General features: G+C 67.5%; 21 protein-coding genes. 11 read left to right on the forward strand and 10 right to left on the reverse strand.

Annotation, left to right across the window (positions count from 1 at the left end):
- Positions 1-3: 3 nt before the first annotated feature.
- Both IEV96_RS03900 and IEV96_RS03905 read left to right on the forward strand, forming a co-directional pair.
- Positions 4-696, forward strand: a complete 693-nt coding sequence (locus tag IEV96_RS03900) for a 3'-5' exonuclease (protein WP_188509375.1) — start codon at positions 4-6, stop codon at positions 694-696.
- A 131-nt stretch (positions 697-827) separates the two neighbouring features.
- Positions 828-1,157, forward strand: coding sequence for a nuclear transport factor 2 family protein (locus IEV96_RS03905; RefSeq protein ID WP_188509376.1), 330 nt, complete (start codon positions 828-830; stop codon positions 1,155-1,157).
- 173 nt (positions 1,158-1,330) lie between these two features.
- On the opposite strand, the gene IEV96_RS03910 is transcribed toward IEV96_RS03905, so the two are convergent.
- From IEV96_RS03910 to glgA, 3 genes are all read right to left on the reverse strand, one after another.
- Positions 1,331-1,579 carry a type B 50S ribosomal protein L31 gene (locus tag IEV96_RS03910; RefSeq protein ID WP_188509377.1) on the reverse strand — a complete coding sequence of 83 codons (249 nt, stop codon included), beginning with the start codon at positions 1,577-1,579 and terminating at the stop codon, positions 1,331-1,333.
- Positions 1,580-1,672: 93 nt separating this feature from the next.
- Positions 1,673-2,455 carry an ABC transporter ATP-binding protein gene (locus IEV96_RS03915; RefSeq protein ID WP_188509378.1) on the reverse strand — a complete coding sequence of 261 codons (783 nt, stop codon included), beginning with the start codon at positions 2,453-2,455 and terminating at the stop codon, positions 1,673-1,675.
- A gap of 33 nt (positions 2,456-2,488) precedes the next feature.
- Positions 2,489-3,679: a glycogen synthase gene (gene glgA / locus IEV96_RS03920; RefSeq protein ID WP_188509379.1), complete on the reverse strand. Its 1,191-nt coding sequence runs from the start codon at positions 3,677-3,679 to the stop codon at positions 2,489-2,491.
- A gap of 45 nt (positions 3,680-3,724) precedes the next feature.
- Between glgA and IEV96_RS03925 the strand changes: the two genes are divergently transcribed.
- Both IEV96_RS03925 and serB read left to right on the forward strand, forming a co-directional pair.
- On the forward strand, positions 3,725-4,966 hold the full coding sequence (locus IEV96_RS03925) for a glucose-1-phosphate adenylyltransferase (RefSeq protein WP_188509380.1): 1,242 nt from the start codon (positions 3,725-3,727) through the stop codon (positions 4,964-4,966).
- 112 nt (positions 4,967-5,078) lie between these two features.
- Positions 5,079-5,717 carry a phosphoserine phosphatase SerB gene (gene serB, locus IEV96_RS03930; RefSeq protein WP_188509381.1) on the forward strand — a complete coding sequence of 213 codons (639 nt, stop codon included), beginning with the start codon at positions 5,079-5,081 and terminating at the stop codon, positions 5,715-5,717.
- Between the two features lie 30 nt (positions 5,718-5,747).
- Here the strand turns inward: serB and fabG are convergent, their stop codons facing one another.
- Positions 5,748-6,470, reverse strand: a complete 723-nt coding sequence (gene fabG / locus IEV96_RS03935) for a 3-oxoacyl-ACP reductase FabG (protein WP_188509382.1) — start codon at positions 6,468-6,470, stop codon at positions 5,748-5,750.
- Positions 6,471-6,549: 79 nt separating this feature from the next.
- Here fabG and IEV96_RS03940 point away from each other — a divergent pair, with 79 nt between their 5' ends.
- The 3 genes from IEV96_RS03940 to IEV96_RS03950 are packed head-to-tail and all read left to right on the forward strand — an operon-like array spanning position 6,550 to position 7,921.
- Positions 6,550-6,852 carry a DUF3099 domain-containing protein gene (locus IEV96_RS03940; RefSeq protein WP_188509383.1) on the forward strand — a complete coding sequence of 101 codons (303 nt, stop codon included), beginning with the start codon at positions 6,550-6,552 and terminating at the stop codon, positions 6,850-6,852.
- Positions 6,849-7,082, forward strand: coding sequence for a hypothetical protein (locus IEV96_RS03945; RefSeq protein ID WP_188509384.1), 234 nt, complete (start codon positions 6,849-6,851; stop codon positions 7,080-7,082). The genes IEV96_RS03940 and IEV96_RS03945 overlap by 4 nt, the downstream gene beginning before the upstream one ends.
- Positions 7,079-7,921 (forward strand): SURF1 family cytochrome oxidase biogenesis protein, encoded by an 843-nt coding sequence (locus tag IEV96_RS03950; protein WP_188509385.1) that lies wholly within the window; start codon positions 7,079-7,081, stop codon positions 7,919-7,921. Before IEV96_RS03945 ends, IEV96_RS03950 begins: the two co-directional genes overlap by 4 nt.
- Positions 7,922-7,950: 29 nt before the next feature.
- Here the strand turns inward: IEV96_RS03950 and IEV96_RS03955 are convergent, their stop codons facing one another.
- Positions 7,951-9,549, reverse strand: coding sequence for an ABC-F family ATP-binding cassette domain-containing protein (locus IEV96_RS03955; RefSeq protein ID WP_188511117.1), 1,599 nt, complete (start codon positions 9,547-9,549; stop codon positions 7,951-7,953).
- Between the two features lie 142 nt (positions 9,550-9,691).
- Between IEV96_RS03955 and IEV96_RS03960 the strand changes: the two genes are divergently transcribed.
- From IEV96_RS03960 to IEV96_RS03970, 3 genes are all read left to right on the forward strand, one after another.
- On the forward strand, positions 9,692-10,297 hold the full coding sequence (locus tag IEV96_RS03960; protein ID WP_188509386.1) for a biotin transporter BioY: 606 nt from the start codon (positions 9,692-9,694) through the stop codon (positions 10,295-10,297).
- 109 nt (positions 10,298-10,406) lie between these two features.
- On the forward strand, positions 10,407-11,414 hold the full coding sequence (locus IEV96_RS03965; RefSeq protein WP_188509387.1) for a glycoside hydrolase family 6 protein: 1,008 nt from the start codon (positions 10,407-10,409) through the stop codon (positions 11,412-11,414).
- Between the two features lie 60 nt (positions 11,415-11,474).
- Positions 11,475-12,404 (forward strand): response regulator transcription factor, encoded by a 930-nt coding sequence (locus tag IEV96_RS03970; RefSeq protein ID WP_188509388.1) that lies wholly within the window; start codon positions 11,475-11,477, stop codon positions 12,402-12,404.
- A 63-nt stretch (positions 12,405-12,467) separates the two neighbouring features.
- On the opposite strand, the gene IEV96_RS03975 is transcribed toward IEV96_RS03970, so the two are convergent.
- Positions 12,468-13,904, reverse strand: a complete 1,437-nt coding sequence (locus IEV96_RS03975; protein WP_229733039.1) for a glycosyltransferase family 2 protein — start codon at positions 13,902-13,904, stop codon at positions 12,468-12,470.
- A gap of 189 nt (positions 13,905-14,093) precedes the next feature.
- Here IEV96_RS03975 and IEV96_RS03980 point away from each other — a divergent pair, with 189 nt between their 5' ends.
- Positions 14,094-14,696, forward strand: coding sequence for a hypothetical protein (locus IEV96_RS03980; RefSeq protein WP_188509389.1), 603 nt, complete (start codon positions 14,094-14,096; stop codon positions 14,694-14,696).
- Here IEV96_RS03980 and IEV96_RS03985 read toward each other — a convergent pair.
- Genes IEV96_RS03985 through sufC form a run of 4 tightly spaced genes read right to left on the reverse strand, consistent with a single transcriptional unit; the run spans position 14,693 to position 18,603 of the window.
- A complete protein-coding gene (locus tag IEV96_RS03985) occupies positions 14,693-15,811 on the reverse strand; it encodes a GGDEF domain-containing protein (RefSeq protein WP_188509390.1) in 1,119 nt (372 codons plus the stop codon). The genes IEV96_RS03980 and IEV96_RS03985 overlap by 4 nt on opposite strands.
- Positions 15,808-17,454 carry a sensor histidine kinase gene (locus tag IEV96_RS03990; RefSeq protein ID WP_188509391.1) on the reverse strand — a complete coding sequence of 549 codons (1,647 nt, stop codon included), beginning with the start codon at positions 17,452-17,454 and terminating at the stop codon, positions 15,808-15,810. Before IEV96_RS03990 ends, IEV96_RS03985 begins: the two co-directional genes overlap by 4 nt.
- 50 nt (positions 17,455-17,504) lie before the next feature.
- A complete protein-coding gene (locus IEV96_RS03995; RefSeq protein WP_188509392.1) occupies positions 17,505-17,834 on the reverse strand; it encodes a metal-sulfur cluster assembly factor in 330 nt (109 codons plus the stop codon).
- Positions 17,835-17,838: 4 nt separating this feature from the next.
- A complete protein-coding gene (sufC, locus tag IEV96_RS04000) occupies positions 17,839-18,603 on the reverse strand; it encodes a Fe-S cluster assembly ATPase SufC (RefSeq protein WP_188509393.1) in 765 nt (254 codons plus the stop codon).
- Between the last annotated feature and the right edge of the window lie 7 nt (positions 18,604-18,610).

An 18,610-nucleotide genomic window follows, 5' to 3' on the forward strand; every position in this document is an offset into this window, starting at 1 on the left:
GGCATGAGCAACTCGTGGTTTGACCAACTGGGCGTATTCGATCTCGAGACCACCGGAATCGATGTGGAAACCAGCCGCATCGTGTCCGCGCACGTCGGGGTGATCGACGCGTCCGGCGCCGTAATCGAAGAGCGCGCCTGGCTCGCCGACCCCGGCGTCGAGATTCCGCCGCAGGCGAGCGCCGTGCACGGCATCACGACCGCGCGTGCCCGCGCCGAGGGCCGTCCGGCCGCCGAGGTCGTCGCCGAGATCGTCGCCGCGCTCGAAGACCTCGTCGCCCGCGGCCTCGCCATCACCATCTACAACGCCCCCTACGACCTGTCGCTGCTGCACCACGAGGCCGTGCGTTACGGGGTCACTCCCCTGCACGAGCCCGTGCCGATCATCGACCCGCTCGTGCTCGACCGGGCAGTCGACAAGTACCGCAAGGGCAAGCGCACGCTCGAGGCGGCCGCGCTGTTCTACGGCGTCCCGCTCACCGACGCGCACGACGCCGGCGCCGATGCCGTGGCGGCCGGTCGCGTCGCCCAGGCCCTCGCCGGCCGGTACGGCGACCAGCTGGCCGTGACCGGCGCCGAGCTGCACGCGCTGCAGGTCGGCTGGTGCGCCGAGCAGTCCGCGAGCTTCCAGGACTACATGCGGCGCACGAAAGACCCGTCCTTCACGTCGTCCGGGTCGTGGCCGCAGCGCTGGTAGGTCGCGCGCCGCGCCCATAGCCCGCCGGCGACCCGCGTGGCGTTCCACCGGTGGTCCCTCGCCACCTCGGCTGGCCGATCCGTGTGTCCATAAGGCTGTGCTGCGCGCGCCGACGGTGCTAGACCGGAAGCATGACCGATGTCGAGATCGTCACCGCATCCATGGCGGCGTACCGGGCGCAAGACCGGGAGGCCGCCGAGCGCATCTTCGCGCCCGACTTCGTCTTCACCAGCCCGCAAGACGCCCGCATAGACCGCGCCACCTGGTTCGAGGTGTGTTTCCCGACCGCCGATCGGTTCGTCTCGCACGAGCTGCTCGAGATCGTGCGGACCGGCACGGGAGTTCTGTCGCTCTACGAGTACGAGCTGCAGACCGGCGAGCGGTACCGCAACACCGAGCTCGCCGTCGTGCGCGACGGCCAGATAGGCGAGGTGCAGGTCTTCTTCGGCGGCCGGGTCTAGTCGGCTGCCCGTTCGCGCGGCGTCGTGCCCGCGAGAGTGCGGTTGCGCACGGTGTGCGGACTCAGACACCCGCCGTAACTGCACTCCCGCCACGGAGGGGATGGCGCTGCGAAGTGGAATGCCAAAAGGGCGACCGGCCGAAGCCGATCGCCCTTTCGGTGCGTGGGTGAGGACTACTTGTTGAAGCCCTTGTAGCGCGAGTTGAACTTCTCGACGCGTCCGGCCGAGTCCATGATGCGCTGCTTGCCCGTGTAGAACGGGTGCGAGGCGGACGAAATTTCCACGTCGATGACCGGGTAGGTCTCGCCGTCGAGCTCGATCGTCTTGTCGCTGCCGACCGTCGAACGGGTCAGGAACGTCTCACCGGAGGCGAGGTCGCGGAAAACAACCGCGTTGTACGTGGGGTGAATGTCGGTCTTCATGGATTTTCCTCGGTGTGATTAGGGCGTCAAAATAAGAAAAGTGTGTGAGGCGGGCGCACGGATGCGGCGAGCCAAGGGCCTAGCCTACCAGAACTAGACCGCGCGAGCGGCGAAGCGACCCTCGTGTTGTTCCACGGAGATGCGCATGTCGAACGTCTCGCTCAGGTGGTCGTCGGTGATTACCTCGCCGAGCGGACCGGAGGCCTGAACGCGTCCGTTCTTGAGCAGCAGCGCGTGGGTGAAGGCGCGCGGGATCTCCTCGACGTGGTGGGTGACCATCACGATACCGGGGGCCTGGTCGGAGCTGGCATAGCCGCCGAGCAGCTGCAGCAGCTCCTCACGCGCGCCGAGGTCGAGACTCGCGGCCGGCTCGTCGAGGAGCAGCAGCTCGGGGTCGGTCATCACGGCGCGCGCGATCTGCACCCGCTTCTGCTCGCCGTCGCTGAGGCTGCCGAAGCGGCGGCCCTCGAGGTGGTCGAGCTTCCACTCCGCGAGCACGCGGCGCGCACGGCGGGTGTCGATGTCGTCGTACTGCTCGTTCCACCGGCCGGTGACCGAGTAGGCGGCGGTCAGAACGACGTCGAGCACCCGCTCGCTCGCCGGCACACGGCGGGCGAGCGCGGTGGACGCGAAGCCGATGCGCGGGCGCAGTTCGAACACGTCGACCTTGCCCAGGGTGTCGTCGAGCACGCGGGCGACACCGGAACTCGGGTGGATCGACGCCGAGGCTATCGACAGCAGCGTGGTTTTACCCGCGCCGTTCGGCCCGAGGATGACCCATCGTTCTTCACTGTCCACCGCCCACGAAACCGAATCGAGGATGGTGTTGCCGTCGCGGACGACGGAGACGTCAGAGAGCTCTAGAACGCTTGCCATGGTGCGTCCAGCTTAGACGCGCCCGCCTCCCGATTAGGTGAGCGCCGCGTAGATTTCTCGGGTTCGTGCGGCAATGCGGTCCCAGCCGAACTCGGACTCGGCGCGTCGCCGCCCCGCCTCGCCCATCGTCTTCGCCTTCTCGGGGTCGGAGACGACCTCGATGAGGGTCGCGGCGAGGTCGCGCACGTACCGGTCGGGGTCGGTGGGTGTTCCGGTTCCGTCCTGCAGCTGCTCGATCGGCACGAGCCGGCCGGTCACGCCGTCGTCGATGACCTCGGGTATCCCGCCCGTCGCCGTTCCGACGACCGGGGCGCCGCACGCCATGGCCTCGAGGTTCACGATGCCGAGCGGCTCGTAGATCGAGGGGCAGACGAAGGTGGTCGCCTGCGTGAGCACGGCGGACAGCTCGTGCTGGCTGAGCATGCGGTCGATCCAGACGACGCCCGTGCGCTCCTGCTGCAGTGCGGCGACCCCGGCCTGCACCTCGGCAAGGATCTCGGGGGTGTCGGGCGCTCCGGCGCACAGGATCAGCTGCACCTCGGGCGGCAGCATGGCCGCGGCGCGGAGCAGGTAGGGCAGGCCCTTCTGGCGGGTGATGCGGCCGACGAAGACCACGGAGGGGCGGCTCGCGTCGATTCCGAGCGAACGCACGAAGTCTGCGTCGTCGACGGGCTTCCAGCGCTCGAGGTCGATGCCGTTGTGCACGACCGTCACCTTCTCCTCGTCGAGGAAGGGATAGGAGCGCAGGATGTCGCGGCGCATGCCATGGCTCACGGCGATGACCGTCGACGCGGCCTGGAACGACATGCTCTCGATCCAACTCGACACGCGGTATCCCCCACCGAGCTGTTCTGCCTTCCACGGGCGCAGCGGCTCGAGGCTGTGGGCGGTGACCACGTGCGGGATTCCGTGCAGCAGCGACGCGACATGCCCCGCCGCGTTCGCGTACCAGGTGTGCGAGTGCACGAGATCGGCGCCGGCGACGTCCTGGGCGATCTGCAGGTCGACGCCGAGGGTGGCGAGCGCCGGGTTGGCGTCTTTCAACTCGGCGGGCGCCAGATACGACGAGACCCCGGCCTCGTCGCGTGGCGCGCCGAACGCGCGCACGCGCACGTCGAGGTCGCCGCCGGACGCCTTGAGGGCACGCACGAGCTCGGCGACGTGAACGCCGGCTCCCCCGTATACCTCAGGCGGATACTCACGTGAAATTAGATCGACTCGCATAGTCAGACGGTAGTACAGCCTCGCTCCCTCGCATACTCTGTAGCCATGGCATCGAAGAAGATCTTTGGAATTGTGCTCGCTGGTGGAGAAGGCAAGCGGCTGATGCCGCTCACCGCGGATCGGGCCAAGCCCGCCGTGCCCTTCGGTGGCGGTTACCGTCTCATCGACTTCGCCCTGAGCAACCTGATCAACTCGGGACTCACGAAGATCGTGGTCCTGACCCAGTACAAGTCGCACAGCCTCGACCGTCACATCTCCCAGACGTGGCGCCTCAGCGGGCTGCTCGACGCCTACGTGGCATCCGTACCTGCGCAGCAGCGCCTCGGCAAGCGCTGGTTCAGCGGTTCGGCCGACGCGATCCTGCAGAGCCTCAACCTGCTGCGCGACGAGAAGCCCGACATCGTCGTCGTGGTCGGTGCCGACCACGTGTACCGCATGGACTTCAGCCAGATGATCGACGCACACATCGCGTCCGGCCGCGGCCTGACCGTCGCGGCGATCCGCCAGCCGATCAGCCTCGCCGACCAGTTCGGCGTTATCGAGCTCGACAAGGACGACCCCACCAAGATCAACGCCTTCCTCGAGAAGCCGCAGAACGCCGAGGGCCTCGCCGACTCCCCCAACGAGGTTCTCGCGTCGATGGGCAACTACGTCTTCGACGCCGACATCCTCATCGACGCGGTGCTGCGCGATGGCGAACGCAGCGACTCCAACCACGACATGGGCGGCGACATCGTTCCCGACTTCGTCTCGCGCGGGGCCGCCGGGGTCTACGACCTCAACCAGAACGAGGTCCCAGGCTCCACCGACCGCGACCGGTTCTACTGGCGCGACGTCGGCAGCATCGACTCCTTCTTCGAGGCCCACCAGGACCTCATCTCGGCCCTGCCGATCTTCAACCTGTACAACCGGGAGTGGCCGATCTTCAGCCAGCAGCTCAACTCGCCGCCGGCCAAGTTCGTGCGCGACGCGCGCGGCTACCTCGGCACCACGATCGACTCGATCGTGTCGCTGGGTTCGCTGCTCTCCGGAGCGCACATCGAGCGCAGCGTGCTCGGCCCGTGGACGACGGTGGAGTCCGGCGCCATGGTGGTCGACTCGATCGTGTTCGAGCGCGCCCGCATCGAGCCGAACGCCGTCGTGCGCCGCGCTATCCTCGACAAGGACGTGGTCATCGGGGCAGGCGCGCACGTGGGTGTCGACGCCGATTCCGACCGGGCGCGTGGCCTCACCGTCACCGACTCCGGCATCACCATCGTCGGTAAAGGCGTGCACGTCGCGCCGTAACCGCACGTCGCGCCGTAACCGCACGTCGCGCCACAACAACCGCACGTCAGGCATGCCGTAATCGGCGCGGGGCTCCCCCGTTTCACGTTTTCAGGAAGGCTGCAGCGCGCCCATGGCCCGGTTTCTCGTAGTGCTCGATGTCGATTCCACCCTCATCGAGAACGAGGTGATCGAACTGCTCGCCGAAGTCGCGGGAACCCTCCCGCTGGTGGCCGAGATCACGCTGAGCGCCATGAACGGCGAACTCGACTTCGAGCAGAGCCTGCGCGCGCGCGCGGCGACGTTGGCCGGGCTGCCCGAGGCCGTCTTCGCGGAGGTCGCGCCCCGCATCGTCGTGACGGATGGCGTGCCCGAGATGATCGCGGCCGTTCAGGACGCGGGAGGCAGGGTGGCCGTCGTCTCCGGCGGGTTCCACGAGGTGCTCGACCCCGTCGCCGAGCAGCTCGGACTCGACCGCTGGCGGGCCAACCGTCTCGAGATCGTCGACGGCGTGCTCACGGGCGGACTCGTGGGGCCCATCATCGACGCGCGGGCCAAGGCCGACACCCTGCGCGAGTGGGCTGGCGAGTTCGACGTGCCGCTCGGCCAGACCGTGGCGGTCGGCGACGGCGCCAACGATCTCGAGATGATGGCCATCACGGGCCTCGCCGTCGGGTTCGACGCGAAGGCGCCGGTGCGCGATGAAGCCCACGTGCTCATCGACGTGCGCGACATGAGCCAGCTGCTGCCGCTCTTGGGGCTGCGCGGCTAGGTTTCGACAGGCTCGACCCGCGGTGTCGGGTTAGTGGCCCATTCCCAGGCCGCCGTCGACGGGGATGATCGCGCCCGAGATGTAGGCGGCGTCGTCGCTCGCGAGCCACGCGATGACCTTCGCGACCTCTTGCGGCGATGCGAACCGTCCCGCGGGAATCGACTTCTTGTAGTCGGCCTGCACCTCGTCTGACAGGACCGCCGTCATCTCCGTCTCGATCAGGCCGGGGGCGACCACGTTCGCCGTGATGCCGCGCGAGCCCAGCTCGCGGGTCACCGAGCGGGCGAGGCCGATCAGGCCGCTCTTCGAGGCCGAGTAGTTGATCTGGCCGGCGGCTCCCAGCAGACCCGACACGCTCGAGACCAGGATGATGCGGCCGAAGCGCGCCTTCATCATGCCCTTCGAGGCGCGCTTGACGACGCGGAACGCCCCGGTGAGGTTGGTGTCGATGACGTCGGTGAAGTCGTTCTCGTTCATGCGCATGAGCAGCAGGTCGCGGGTGATGCCGGCGTTGGCCACGACGACCTCGACCGGTCCGTAGGCGGCCTCCACCTCGGTGAACGCCGCGTCGAGGCTCGCGGCGTCCGTGACATCCGCCCTCACCGTCAGGGAACCGGCCGGTCCCTCACCTGACCGGGCCGTGACGGCCACGCGGTGGCCCTGAGCGACGAATTCTTCGGCGATGGCGAGACCGATTCCGCGGTTGCCTCCCGTGATGAGAACGGTGCGGATGGTCGGTTCGGCAAAAGTCATGCGCACCAGCTTACTGTCAGCCGGAAAAGACTTAAGCTTGAGGGTGTGAGGGCCATGCGGCCCCCTGAGAGTCCAGGACATGAAGACCCAGCAGTCCATCACCACGCTTCCGGCGTCGCCCGCAGACGACCGCCGCAAGCGCATGATCCAGTACACGGTGGCGATGACCATCCGGCTGGTATGCGTGATCCTGCTGTTCTTCGTGCAGGGCTGGTGGCTGCTCGTCGTCGGTATCGGCGCGGTCGTACTGCCCTACATCGCCGTCATCCTCGCCAACAACGTGCACGGCGGAACGCCGGGTGACGTAGAGCGCCCTGGCGTGATCGTGCCGGTGCGCGACCCGCGAACCGGGAGCCCGTACGGACCGGACCACGACGCGTGATCGGCGGCTCGACCGACGAACTGCGCTGCTCCCGCGCCGGCTGCCGCAATGACGCGACCTGGAACGTGAACTGGCGCAACCCGCGCATCCACCCGATCGACCGCGTGAAGGTGTGGCTGGCGTGCGACGAGCACGGCGACTACCTGCGGGACTACCTCGACACCCGCGGATTCCCGGTCCGGCTGACACCGCTCGGGGTCGCCGTCGACCGGGTCGAGGAGGCGTCGTGAAAAACTGGGGCTTCGCCTTCACCTGGCACTGGGCCCGCTACCTGGCCCTCGCGGTGGTCTTCGCCCTCGTCTGCGTCGGTCTCTGCCTGTGGCAGCTCGACCGTCGCGACACCGCGCTCGAAGAACTCGCCCGCATCGACAACAACTACTCGGCCGACCCGGTGCCCCTCGCCGAGGCCGTCCCCGAGCTGGATTCGTTCGACCTGAGCGACAAATGGACGCCCGTGACGATAACGGGAACCTACCTGTCCGACGACGAGCTGCTGGTGCGCAACCGGCCGTACAACAGCGGTCCGGGCTTCGAGGTGCTCACCCCCCTGCTGCTCGCCGACGGCAGCGTCTTCATCGTCGACCGCGGCGGACTGCCGACGGGACAGAAGCAGGATGCGCCTGACGTCATCCCCGCCGCGCCCTCCGGCGAGGTCACGGTGACCGCGCGGCTGAAGCCCGGCGAGCCCACGCTGCCCGGCCGCTCGGCCCCCGCCGGCCAGATCGCCACGATCCAGCTCGACGAGATCGCCGCGATGCTCGACCGCCCGGTCTACACGGGGGCGTACGGACTGATGGCGACCGAGGACCCGGCACCGGCCGACCGGCCGCTCGCGTCGACCAAGCCCGCCCGCGACGAGGGCCCGCACCTGTCGTACGCGTTCCAGTGGCTCGTGTTCGCCCTGTTCGGTTTCTTCGGGCTCGGCTACGGCCTGCGCCAGGAGTACCGCCGCATCAACGAGAACGATCCGGAAGAGATGGAACGCGCCGAGGCGCGCCGTGTCAAAGACGCCGCGCGCACGCGCACCGACGCCGAGATCGAAGACGAACTGATCGACTCGCGGCGCTAGATTTCGACAAGCTCAATCAGCGAAGCGCGCTAGGCGAGCGTGATGAGGTCGAGGTAGTCGGCGTTCCAGTGGTCTTCGACACCGTCGGGCAGGATGAGCACGCGCTCGGGATTGAGCGCCTCGACGGCGCCCTCGTCGTGGCTGACCAGGACCACGGCGCCCGAGTAGTTCGCGAGGGCGTCGAGGATCTCGAAGCGGCTGGCGGGGTCGAGGTTGTTCGTCGGTTCGTCGAGCAGCAGCACGTTGGCGCCGGACACCACGATCATCGCCAGCGCGAGGCGGGTCTTCTCTCCACCGGAGAGCACGCCCGCCAGCTTGTGGCCGTCGTCACCCGTGAACAGGAACGAGCCGAGAACGCGGCGCGCCTCCATCTCGGTGATGCTCGGTGACGACGACACCATGTTCTGCAGCACGGTGCGCTTGACGTCGATGGTCTCGTGTTCCTGGGCGTAGTAGCCGACCCGCAGGCCGTGGCCCGGCTCGATCTGCCCCGTATCGGGCTTGTCGACGCCCGCGAGCATCCGGAGCAGGGTCGTTTTTCCCGCACCGTTCAATCCCAGGATGACGACCTTCGAACCACGGTCGATCGCGAGGTCCACCGAGGCGAAGATCTCGAGCGAGCCGTAGCTCTTGCTCAGGTTCGAGGCCATCAGGGGCGTCTTGCCGCAGGGCGCGGGCTCGGGGAAGCGCAGCTTGGCGACCCGCTCCACGGTGCGCACCTCGTCGAGGCCGGCGAGCAGCTTCTCGGCGCGGGCGACCATCTGGTGGGCCGACGCCGCCTTCGACGCCTTGGCGCCGAACTTCGCGGCCTGGGTCTGCAGCACGGACGCCTTCTTCTCGGCGTTCGCGCGCTCCTTCTTGCGGCGCTCCTCGTCGGAGGCGCGCTGCTTCAGGTAGTTCTTCCAACCCATGTTGTAGACGTCGATGACCTGGCGGTTGCCGTCGAGGTAGAACACCTTGTTGACGGTCTCTTCGACGAGCGCAATATCGTGGGTGATCACGATCAGACCGCCCTGGAAACTTTTCAGGTAGTCGCGCAGCCAGACGACGGAGTCGGCGTCGAGGTGGTTGGTCGGTTCGTCGAGGAGCATGGTGTCGGCGCCCGAGAACAGGATGCGGGCGAGCTCGATGCGGCGACGCTGACCACCCGACAGCGTGGAGAGCGGCTGGTCGAGGATGCGGTCGGGAAGGCTGAGGTTGCTCGCGATCGATGCGGCTTCCGCCTCGGCCGCGTAACCGCCGAGGGCCGTGAAGCGCTCCTCGAGGTTGCCGTACTTCTTCATCGCGGCGGCGCTGACTGCGGCGTCGGAGCTCGCCATATCGGTCATCGTCTTGTTCATGCCGATGAGCAGGGTGCCGAGGCCGCGGGCGTCGAGGATGCGGGTGCGGGCCAGGTCTTCGGGATTGCCCGAGCGCGGGTCCTGCGGCAGGTATCCGATCTCACCCGATCGGTCGATGCGACCGCCCGAAGGCTGCAGCTCGCCGGCCAGCGTCTTCGTGAGGGTCGTCTTGCCTGCACCGTTGCGTCCGACGAGACCGATCTTGTCGCCCTTGTCAACGCGGAAGTTGACCTCATCCATGAGCACTCTTGCGCCCACTCGTAACTCGAGATCATGCACGGCAAGCACAGGCAAAGTCCAATTGTTTAGGCGTGTTTCAACAACACAGAAGTAAGGGGTGAGACCGATAGTCTACTTGAGCGGACAGCAAAGCTTTCTGCCCATGCACATTGTGCGCGGCCCCGCCACGCACAACACCCTAGGAGCGTTCATGACGACACTGACCCTGGCCGCAGGCCGCCCGACTCTCGCTGACCGCCTGTTCAGCCGCAGCCTCGCCACCGACGCCGTGCTGATCGCCGCGGGCGCCGGACTCACCGCTCTCGCCGCGCAGGTCGTCGTTCCTCTCTATCCCGTTCCGATCACCGGACAGACCGCGGCGGTGCTCATCGTCGGCGGCGCGCTCGGCGCCACCCGCGGCGCGCTGGCCATGGCGCTCTACGCCGTTCTCGGCCTGTTCCTCCCCGTGTACAGCGAGGGTGCGCAGGGAATCAGCGTCATCCTCGGCCCGACCGGCGGATACATCGTCGGCTTCATCTTCGCCGCGGCGCTCACCGGCTACCTCGCCGAGCGCGAGTGGGACCACAAGATCTTCGGCGGCATCGCCGCGTTCCTCGCCGGCACCGTGGTCACCTTCGTCTTCGGCATGACCTGGCTCGCGATCGCTCTCGGGCTGAACCTCGAGCAGACCCTGCAGGGCGGTCTGTACCCGTTCATCATCGGCGGAATCGTCAAGGCCGTCTTCGCCGCGTCGGTCATGCGCCTCTCCTGGCTGGCCGTCCACCGTTCCGACGACCGCAGGAACGACGCCGCGTAAGCGACCCGGGGTATCGTGAAGCGGGGGTTTCCCCGAGGGTCTCTGTAGCACCAGCCGCGAGGCTCGCGTGCCGCGAGCTCCACCCAGACCCATCCGAAGGACCCCCGCCGTGGCAGACACCGCCCCACCCCGCCGTAGTCCGTGGCGGATCGATCGTAAGGGTGTCGTCGCCATCGCCATCGCGGCGGTCCTCGTGGTCGCCGCCGGGGGCTCCTACCTGTGGAACACGGTGCTGTCCGACCTGCCGCTCTTCTCCGGCACGAGCAACCCGATCGGCAGCGGGAAGTTCTTCGTGGACCCAGATTCGAGCGCTGTCCGGGCCGCCGCAGACCCCGCGCTGGACAGCGCCGACTCCGCCGACATCCTGAGCCTGTCGACGATTCCGCAGGCGATCTGGTTGGTCCCGGAGGAGCACCCGACCGCCTCCATCGGGGCCTACGTGTCGCAGGTGGTCGCGGCCGCGGACGCTTCGGACACGATCGCGACCTTCGTCGTCTACGGGATCCCGGAACGGGACTGTGGCAACTTCTCCGCCGGCGGATTGACGGCGGCGGAGTACCCGCTCTGGGTCGATGCCATCGCCGGCGGCATCGGCGACGCGACCGCCGTGGTCGTGCTCGAACCCGACTCGCTCTCGCTCGCCGACGAGTGCGGCAACGCCGATTCGCGTGTCGCGACCACCCAGGACGCGATCACGCGGCTCGAGGCTTCCGACGCCGTCGTCTATCTCGACGGCGGACACTCGAACTGGCACCCCGCAGAGCAGACCGCCGCGCTCCTCCAGCGGGCAGGCGTGGAGCGCGTGCGCGGCTTCGCCACGAACGTCTCCAACTACAACGCCACCGACGGCGAGGTCGCCTACGCCGAGCGGGTGAGCGCACTCACGGGCGACGCCCACTACGTCATCGACACGGGACGCAACGGCAACGGCTCGAACGGCGAGTGGTGCAACCCCGCCGGCCGCTCGCTCGGAACTCCGCCCGCGGCGTTCGCCGAGGGCAACCGCGACGCCGACCTGTGGATCAAAACTCCCGGTGAGAGCGACGGGGAATGCAACGGCGGCCCGGCGGCCGGCGAATGGTGGAACGCCGGAGCGCTCGCCCTCATCCGCAACTAGCGGCGCCCTCCCCCGCCGGTAGCCGAAAACTATTTGTTTCCCGGTTGCTACGATCAGCAGATGGAAAGCGCAACGGCTCCACGGTTCGCGGTAGTTATCGACGACGACGCCGACATCAGGCAGCTCCTGGTCGACGTTCTCACGCAGGCGGGGTTCCAGGCGATTCCGACGGCCAACGGACTCGACGGTGTCGCCGCGGTTCGACAGTTCGAGCCCGTGATCACCACGCTCGACGTGAACATGCCCGGCATGGACGGCTTCGAGACGGCCAAACGGATCCGCGCGTTCAGCTCGACCTACATCCTCATGCTCACGGCGCTCGAAGACGAGATCGACACCCTGCAGGGCCTCGACTCCGGAGCCGACGACTACCTGGTGAAGCCGTTCCGGCCGCGCGTGCTGCGGGCGCGCATCGACGCGATGCTGCGCCGACCACGCGTCGTCGGAAGCGCCGCGGCGACGAAGCAGGCTCCCGCGGCCCCGGCCGCCGCCACGCCGGCAGCACAGGCGCCGGCGACGGAACAGCCCGCCTACGCCGCTCCCCCGCCCCTGGCCATCGCGCAGGAACCCGTGCCGCAGGGTGCGTTCCAGGCGGTGCCGGTCACCGGCGCCCAGGCTCCCGCCGTGTCATCCGCCCCTCCCGCCCCCGGGCAGTCCGGGTGGATGGAGCACAACGGCCTCTGGCTCAACATCGACACGCGGGTCGTGCGCCTTCGCGGCACCGAGCTCGAGCTGACCCGCAGCGAGTTCGATCTGCTCGCGGCACTGCTGCAGTCGAACCGGCGCGTGCGCACGAAGCCCGACTTGGCCCTGCTGCTGCGCGGCGAGAGCTACGTGACGACCTACCTGGTGAGCGAGGCCGACAAGCGCGCCATCGAGGTGCACATGGGCAACCTGCGCAAGAAGCTGTCGGAGAACGTCAATTCGCCGCGCTGGATCGAGACCGTGCGCGGCGTCGGATACAGGTTGACGGCGCCCGACAGCGAGTAGCTGCCGGGCGCCGTCGGGCGCCTGTTCGGGTCAGGCGTGTCTGTTCGGGTCAGACGTTCGGGATCAGACTTTGTAGCCGCGCTGGCGCTGGACCAGCTTGAGCAGCATCGTGAAGGTCTGAATGGCGGTGATGGCTCCGAGAATGGGCCAGCCGATCCAGAGGATCGTCGACTGCACCATGGTGTTGAGCTGGAACCAGGTGAAGACCATGGCCGCGCCGGTGAGCACGAGGACGATGATCGGCACCAGATAACCGTTGCCGGAGCCGCGCTCGGCTTTTGCCTGGGCGGCCCAGTTGTCGGTCTGCTTGCGGCTGAGGAACTTGGTCCAGGCGCGGATGAAGTGGCCCAGGCGCACCCACATGTAGATCTCTGCCGGTGCGAGGGTTGCTGCGAACAGGATGTCTCGGAAGTTGACCTTCTTCATCGACATGGCCGTGCGGATGTTGAGCAGCGTGGCGATCACCGGAGGAACGAGCCAGATCGGGCTGAAGACGAAGGCGTCGATGGAGAGCGACGCGATGAGCAGCACGATGAACATGAGGCGGGTGAAGGCGTTGACGGCCATCGAGAGGTTCTCGAGCCAGCGCAGCCTGAGGTTCGGGTGCAGCGGCTGTCCCTTTGTGTCGCCGCGCTGGCCGGGCCACATGAGCTCGATAGCGCCGAAGTTCCACTTCACCTGCTGGGCGTCGAGGCCGCGCAGGGTGGTCATGCCGCCCACGTCGGCGCGGGCCTGCGCGCTGATCTTGGTGAGGAAGCCCGCGCTCTTGATCTGCAGGGAGAGCAGCGAATCTTCGACCTCGCTGTCCTTCACCCACGGGCTGGACTGGTGGTTGTCGGTCATCGCCTGGCGCAGCGCGAGCGTGGAGAAGATGGAGAACTGCCCGCCGAGGACCGCCATGTTGCGGCCGCGCAGCATGTTCTGCATGTTGAAGGCCGCGAACTGGGCGCGCTGGCCGGCGATGAGGAAGGGTGCGATCGGACCGGAGAACGACGAGTCGTCGATGCTGAAGATCGCCGAAATGCCGCCGATGCGGGTGTCCGAGGCGATCTCGGCCTCGAGGTGCTTGACCGCGTCGGGGTCGGCGGTCGTATCGCCGTCGACGCCGAGCATAAAGTCGCAGGCCTCGACGAGGGTGTAGCCGTAGTTGAGCGCGCCGACCTTCTTGTCTTTGTTCGTCCCGATGTCGTGCACGTACACCTCGGTGAACTGCTCGACACCGTCGATGTCGATCACGTGCGGGCCGGCGTAGCGGCTGGCGATCTCGACGGTCTTGTCGGTCGTGTTGTTGGCGATGACGTGGATGACGTCGGGCACCCGGCTCTGACCGAGCAGCGATTCCAGCACCGCGGCGATCGACTCCTCCTCGTTGTACGCGGGGATGATGCAGCCGATCGTGGGGCGGTGCACCGCCATCGACTCGACGGAGGAGGCGAAACCTTCGGCATCGACATGGAAGTCGTAGGTGTCGGACGGTCCAGTCGCGCGCGTCGCAGTCACAGTGTCATCTCCCGATTGCCGCCCGCTGATCGCGGGCGTGGTGTCGAACGCGGGAGGATGGGCACCCCGTTTCGCCTAGTAATGTCAGTATGAGCGGGGATGATCAAGTTTCACTCGCTGATGGGCGCAACATCGCCCAAGGATTTGCTCAAGAAATGGCAAGCACGGAGCTTGCGACGGGAGAACCACATGAAGAACGCCGCGAAGCACGGCTCCCGGACGGCCGCAACCGGCCTCGCACTGGCGTCGGTGCTCCTCCTCGGTGGCTGCGGTGCGGCCCCGTTCCTCGGCGACGGCGCCGCGACCCCCACACCGACGGCGCCGGGACAGATCACCGCCGTCGACAACGACCTGGCGACGGGTTCAGTAGAACGTACCCTCGCTGCCGGAAACATCTCGCTCGCGGTGAACTACTGGTCCGACCTCCCCATGGACCAGTGGACGGCCGGAGCGAACAAGCCGCTCAACCTGTCGCTGCTCGCGACGCTGGCGAACGACGAAGGCCAGCGTATCTACCTCTCGAAGGTCACCGTCGTCGCCGCGGTATCGGGCGAGGACGGCTCGTTGACCGCACCCGCCTCCCTCGTCGACGCGGCGAGCGTGGCCCCCGGCTACCAGGTGAAGGCCCCGTACAGCTACAGCCAGAGCTTCGTGCTGCCACCGCTCGATCCGGCGGCCACGTCGATCTCGCTCGCCATCACCTACGAGCTGCTGCTGCAGACCACGCCCACGTCGGCGGAGTACGCGAAGCAGACGGCGACCGACCTGCTCACGATCGCGATAGCCCCCTAGCTGGTCTGCGCGAGTCCGGCGACCGCGGCCCGGGCGAGGTCGGCGTAGTCGTAGCCGAGCTCGGCGGTGCTCGCGACCCCGAACGTGGCCAGAGCGCGCACGCCCTCGATCGCGTCGATGGGGTTCTCGGCGATCGCCGTCATCACCCGTTCGGCCACGTCTCGAGGCTCGCCCACCGCGGGAGTCGGCGTCATCACGGCGAACCGTCGAGCGTCGAGTCGGCCGACGATCGAGGCAGTGGGCACGTTGTCGCGGGTGAACCAGCCGACGGTCTGGATCGCACGGTCGCCGAACTCCGACCCGAGTGCGATGTTCATCTCGTCGAGGTTCTCGACCTCGAAGATCGCGAGCGTCAGCGCGGTGTCGCCGCGCTTCGCTCGGCGCAGCCAGTCCTCCGCCTGCTGCTCGAACAGGCTGCGGGACGCCACTCCGGCGATGGAGGAGCGGTCGGATGTCTTCTCCCGCCGGAAGTCGGGATTGCGTTCGCTTTGCAGAACCGAGAACGATATGGATGCCACGGTGAGGAACCCGATGTTCAGCAGGGTCGTGTTGACCGTGCCGAAGTAGCTGAGGAATTCCACGCTCGACTCTCCCGCGGCGAAATAGACGACGGTGCGGGCGAGGTAGTACACCGAGATCAACAGGAACACGACGGTGAGGATGCGGGCGTAGATGCGTTCGCGCAGCTGGCCGCGCAGCGTCTCGACGGCGGTCGCCGCGGTGAACCCCGCTATGGCGAGGTACATCGCGGGAGCACCGGCCCACTCTCCCCCGTTCGGTCCGTGAACGATGACGGCGGCGAATACGAGGGTCGCCGCGACCAACGGCACGACGAGCAGCGAGCGCAGGGCGTTGAATACACGGCAGCCGGCCCACATGGCGCCCATCGCGAAGACGAGAGCGGCGTTGCCGACGCCGGTGATCCACCACAGGTCGGGGCTGTAGCCCCAGACGGCGTAGGCGATGGTGGCCAGCATTCCGGAAATGAAGCCGAGTCCCCACAACCGGGCGACGGCGTCTTCACGTCGGTAGACGGAGCTGATGACGAACGACGCGCCGGCCGCGGTGACGACGAGACCGCTCGCGTAGAGGACGGTGAGGGTGTCGAGGTTCATGCGGCTTCCTGGGTCGTGACCGGCAGGACCAGCGAGAAGGTGCTGCCGACACCCACCTCGCTCGTCACCGAGAGGCTCCCACCGTGCAGTTTAGCGATATCGCGGCTGATTCCGAGCCCGAGGCCCGTGCCGACGACGTCGGACCGGCGGGCCGACCCGGCGCGGAAGAAGCGGTCGAACAGGTGCGCCTGGTCGGCTTCGGAAACACCGACTCCGGTATCGGTGACGTCGATGCGCACGGCATCGTCGGCCGCGTCGACTGAAACCGTGATGGACCCGCCGGTGCGGTTGTACTTGACCGCGTTGGAGAGCAGGTTGTCCAGGACCTGCCGGATGCGGAACGGGTCGGCGTTGATGACCGCCGGTCGGTCGATCGACGTGACCACCGTGAGTCCGCGTTGTTCGGCGGCGAGACCGGACGACTCGACGGCCTGCCGCGCGAGTTCGGCTACGTCGCACGACGAGATCGCGAGGGTCAGGGATCCGTCTTTATCGCTGGCGGTCTGCAGGAGGTCGGTGACGAGGCCGAGCATCCGCTCGGAGTTACGGGCCGCGATGTCGAGCATCCGACGGGTCTCGCTCGTGAGCTCCGGGGCGTCGACGGCGAGCTCGAGGAATCCGATGATCGAGGTGAGCGGGGTGCGCAGTTCGTGGCTCACCGACGCCGCGAGGTTTTCGCGGGCCCGCACGGCTTCGAGTTCTACCGTGACGTCGCGCACCACGACGACCCCACCGTCGGGCTCGCCGTCGATGTTGCGGGTCTGTCGCGAGGTCGCGGAATAGGCGGCTCTCGCCTCCCCCGGCGAGCCGACCCAGAAGACGAGGTTCTCGAATTCTTCCCCGGCGAGGGCACGGGCGTAGGGACGTTCGGCTTCCTCGTAGCGCGTCGTGCCGTCCGGTTCGTAGATCACCGGGTGGATGATGGCGGAGTGGGGGGCGCCGAACTCGCGCAGGGAATGCTCGTGCGCGTTGTTCCGGAGCGTCGCCCGCCCGCGGTCGTCGAACGCGATCACGCCGAACTCGACCGCGTTGAGTACCTCCTCGAGCAGCCGCTCTTGCTTTCGGGCCCGCACGAGCGCCGATTCGACCAGGGCGGACTGCTGGCGAAGCAGCGCGCGTTGGCTCTGGCTGCGGCGGCTGGTCGCGTAGGTGGTCGTGGCGATGAAGGCGAAGGTCAGCGGCAGCAGGATGAGCCCGGCGAAGTCGGAGATGCTGATCGGCACTCCCCTGAACGGCCAGACGCCCCAGATCGCCACCGTGGCGAGGGTCGCGCCGCCCACCGCACCGGCGAAGCCATAGTTGCGTGCGAGCCAGATGACCGGGAGCACGAGCAGCAGGCCGGCACCGAGTTGTGGTTCCGCCTCGCGGATCCCGACGATGGCGAAGATGTCGAGCACGGGCAACAGCGCCGCCCAGCGCTTGCGGCGCGGCGTCCAGTCGGTGAGCAATGCCACACCGGTCAGGATGAAGACGAGCAGGAGCGAGGAGAAGAACAACGGCTCCTGGAACGCGGCCGGTTGGATCGCGAACACCACCACCGCGAAGAGCAGCAGCGCCGCGGAAATCAGGAGCTGACTGTTGACGATGGACCGCGAGATCCGAGAGGACCGGACCGGATCTTGAGGAGCTCTAGAACGGTCCATAAAGAGAGACTACTTCACCCCGCCGGAACGGCCCGCGACCAAAACCCGTGTCACATCGCGAAGCCGAGCGCCCTCATCATGTCGCGGCCGTCGTCGGTGATCTTTTCCGGACCCCACGGCGGCATCCACACCCAGTTGATGCGGAACGCGTCCACGACTCCGTCGAGCGCCTGAGCGGTCTGCTCCTCGAGCACGTCGGTCAGCGGGCAACCGGCGCTCGTCAGGGTCATGCTGATGATCAGCGCGTTGTTCTCGTCGTCCCAGGTGAGGTCGTAGATCAGACCGAGGTCGACGATGTTGACCCCGAGTTCGGGGTCCATGACGTCTTTCAGCGCCTCTTCGACCTGGTCGAAGAGTACGGGTGCGAGTGCGGTGGCCATGGTTCTACGCTACGCCGGTCGCGGAGACATAGCGATCGTAGCCCTCGTCTTCGAGACGGTCGGCGAGCTCGGGGCCGCCCTCTTCGGCGACGCGGCCGTCGACGAACACGTGCACGAAGTCGGGCTTGATGTAGCGGAGGATGCGCGTGTAGTGCGTGATGAGCAGCAGACCGAGGCCGGTGTTGTCCTTCGCGCGGTTGACTCCCTCGGAGACGACCTTGAGGGCGTCGACGTCGAGTCCGGAGTCGGTCTCGTCGAGGATCGCGAACTTGGGCTTGAGCAGCTCGAGCTGGAGGATCTCGTGACGCTTCTTCTCGCCGCCCGAAAAGCCCTCGTTGACGTTGCGCTCGGCGAAGGCCTTGTCCATGCGCAGGTCGGTCATCGCACCCTTGACCTCTTTGAGCCACGGGCGGAGGGCCGGCGCCTCGCCGTCGATCGCGGTCTTGGCGGTACGCAGGAAGTTCGACACGGTCACGCCCGGGATCTCGACCGGGTACTGCATCGCCAGGAAGAGTCCGGCACGGGCGCGCTCGTCGACGCTCATCGTGAGAACCTCGACGCCGTCGAGGGTGACGGAGCCGCCCTCGACGTGATACTTCGGGTGGCCGGCGATGGTGTACGCGAGCGTGGACTTGCCGGAACCGTTGGGGCCCATGATGGCGTGGATCTCGCCCTCGGCGATAGACAGGTCGACGCCCTTCAGGATCTCTTTGGTGCCCTGCTCGGTCTCGACGCTGACGCGGAGGTCTTTTACTTCAAGTACTGACATTGTTGTT

This window comes from Conyzicola nivalis (genome assembly GCF_014639655.1).
Classification (GTDB): Bacteria; Actinomycetota; Actinomycetes; order Actinomycetales; family Microbacteriaceae; genus Conyzicola; species Conyzicola nivalis.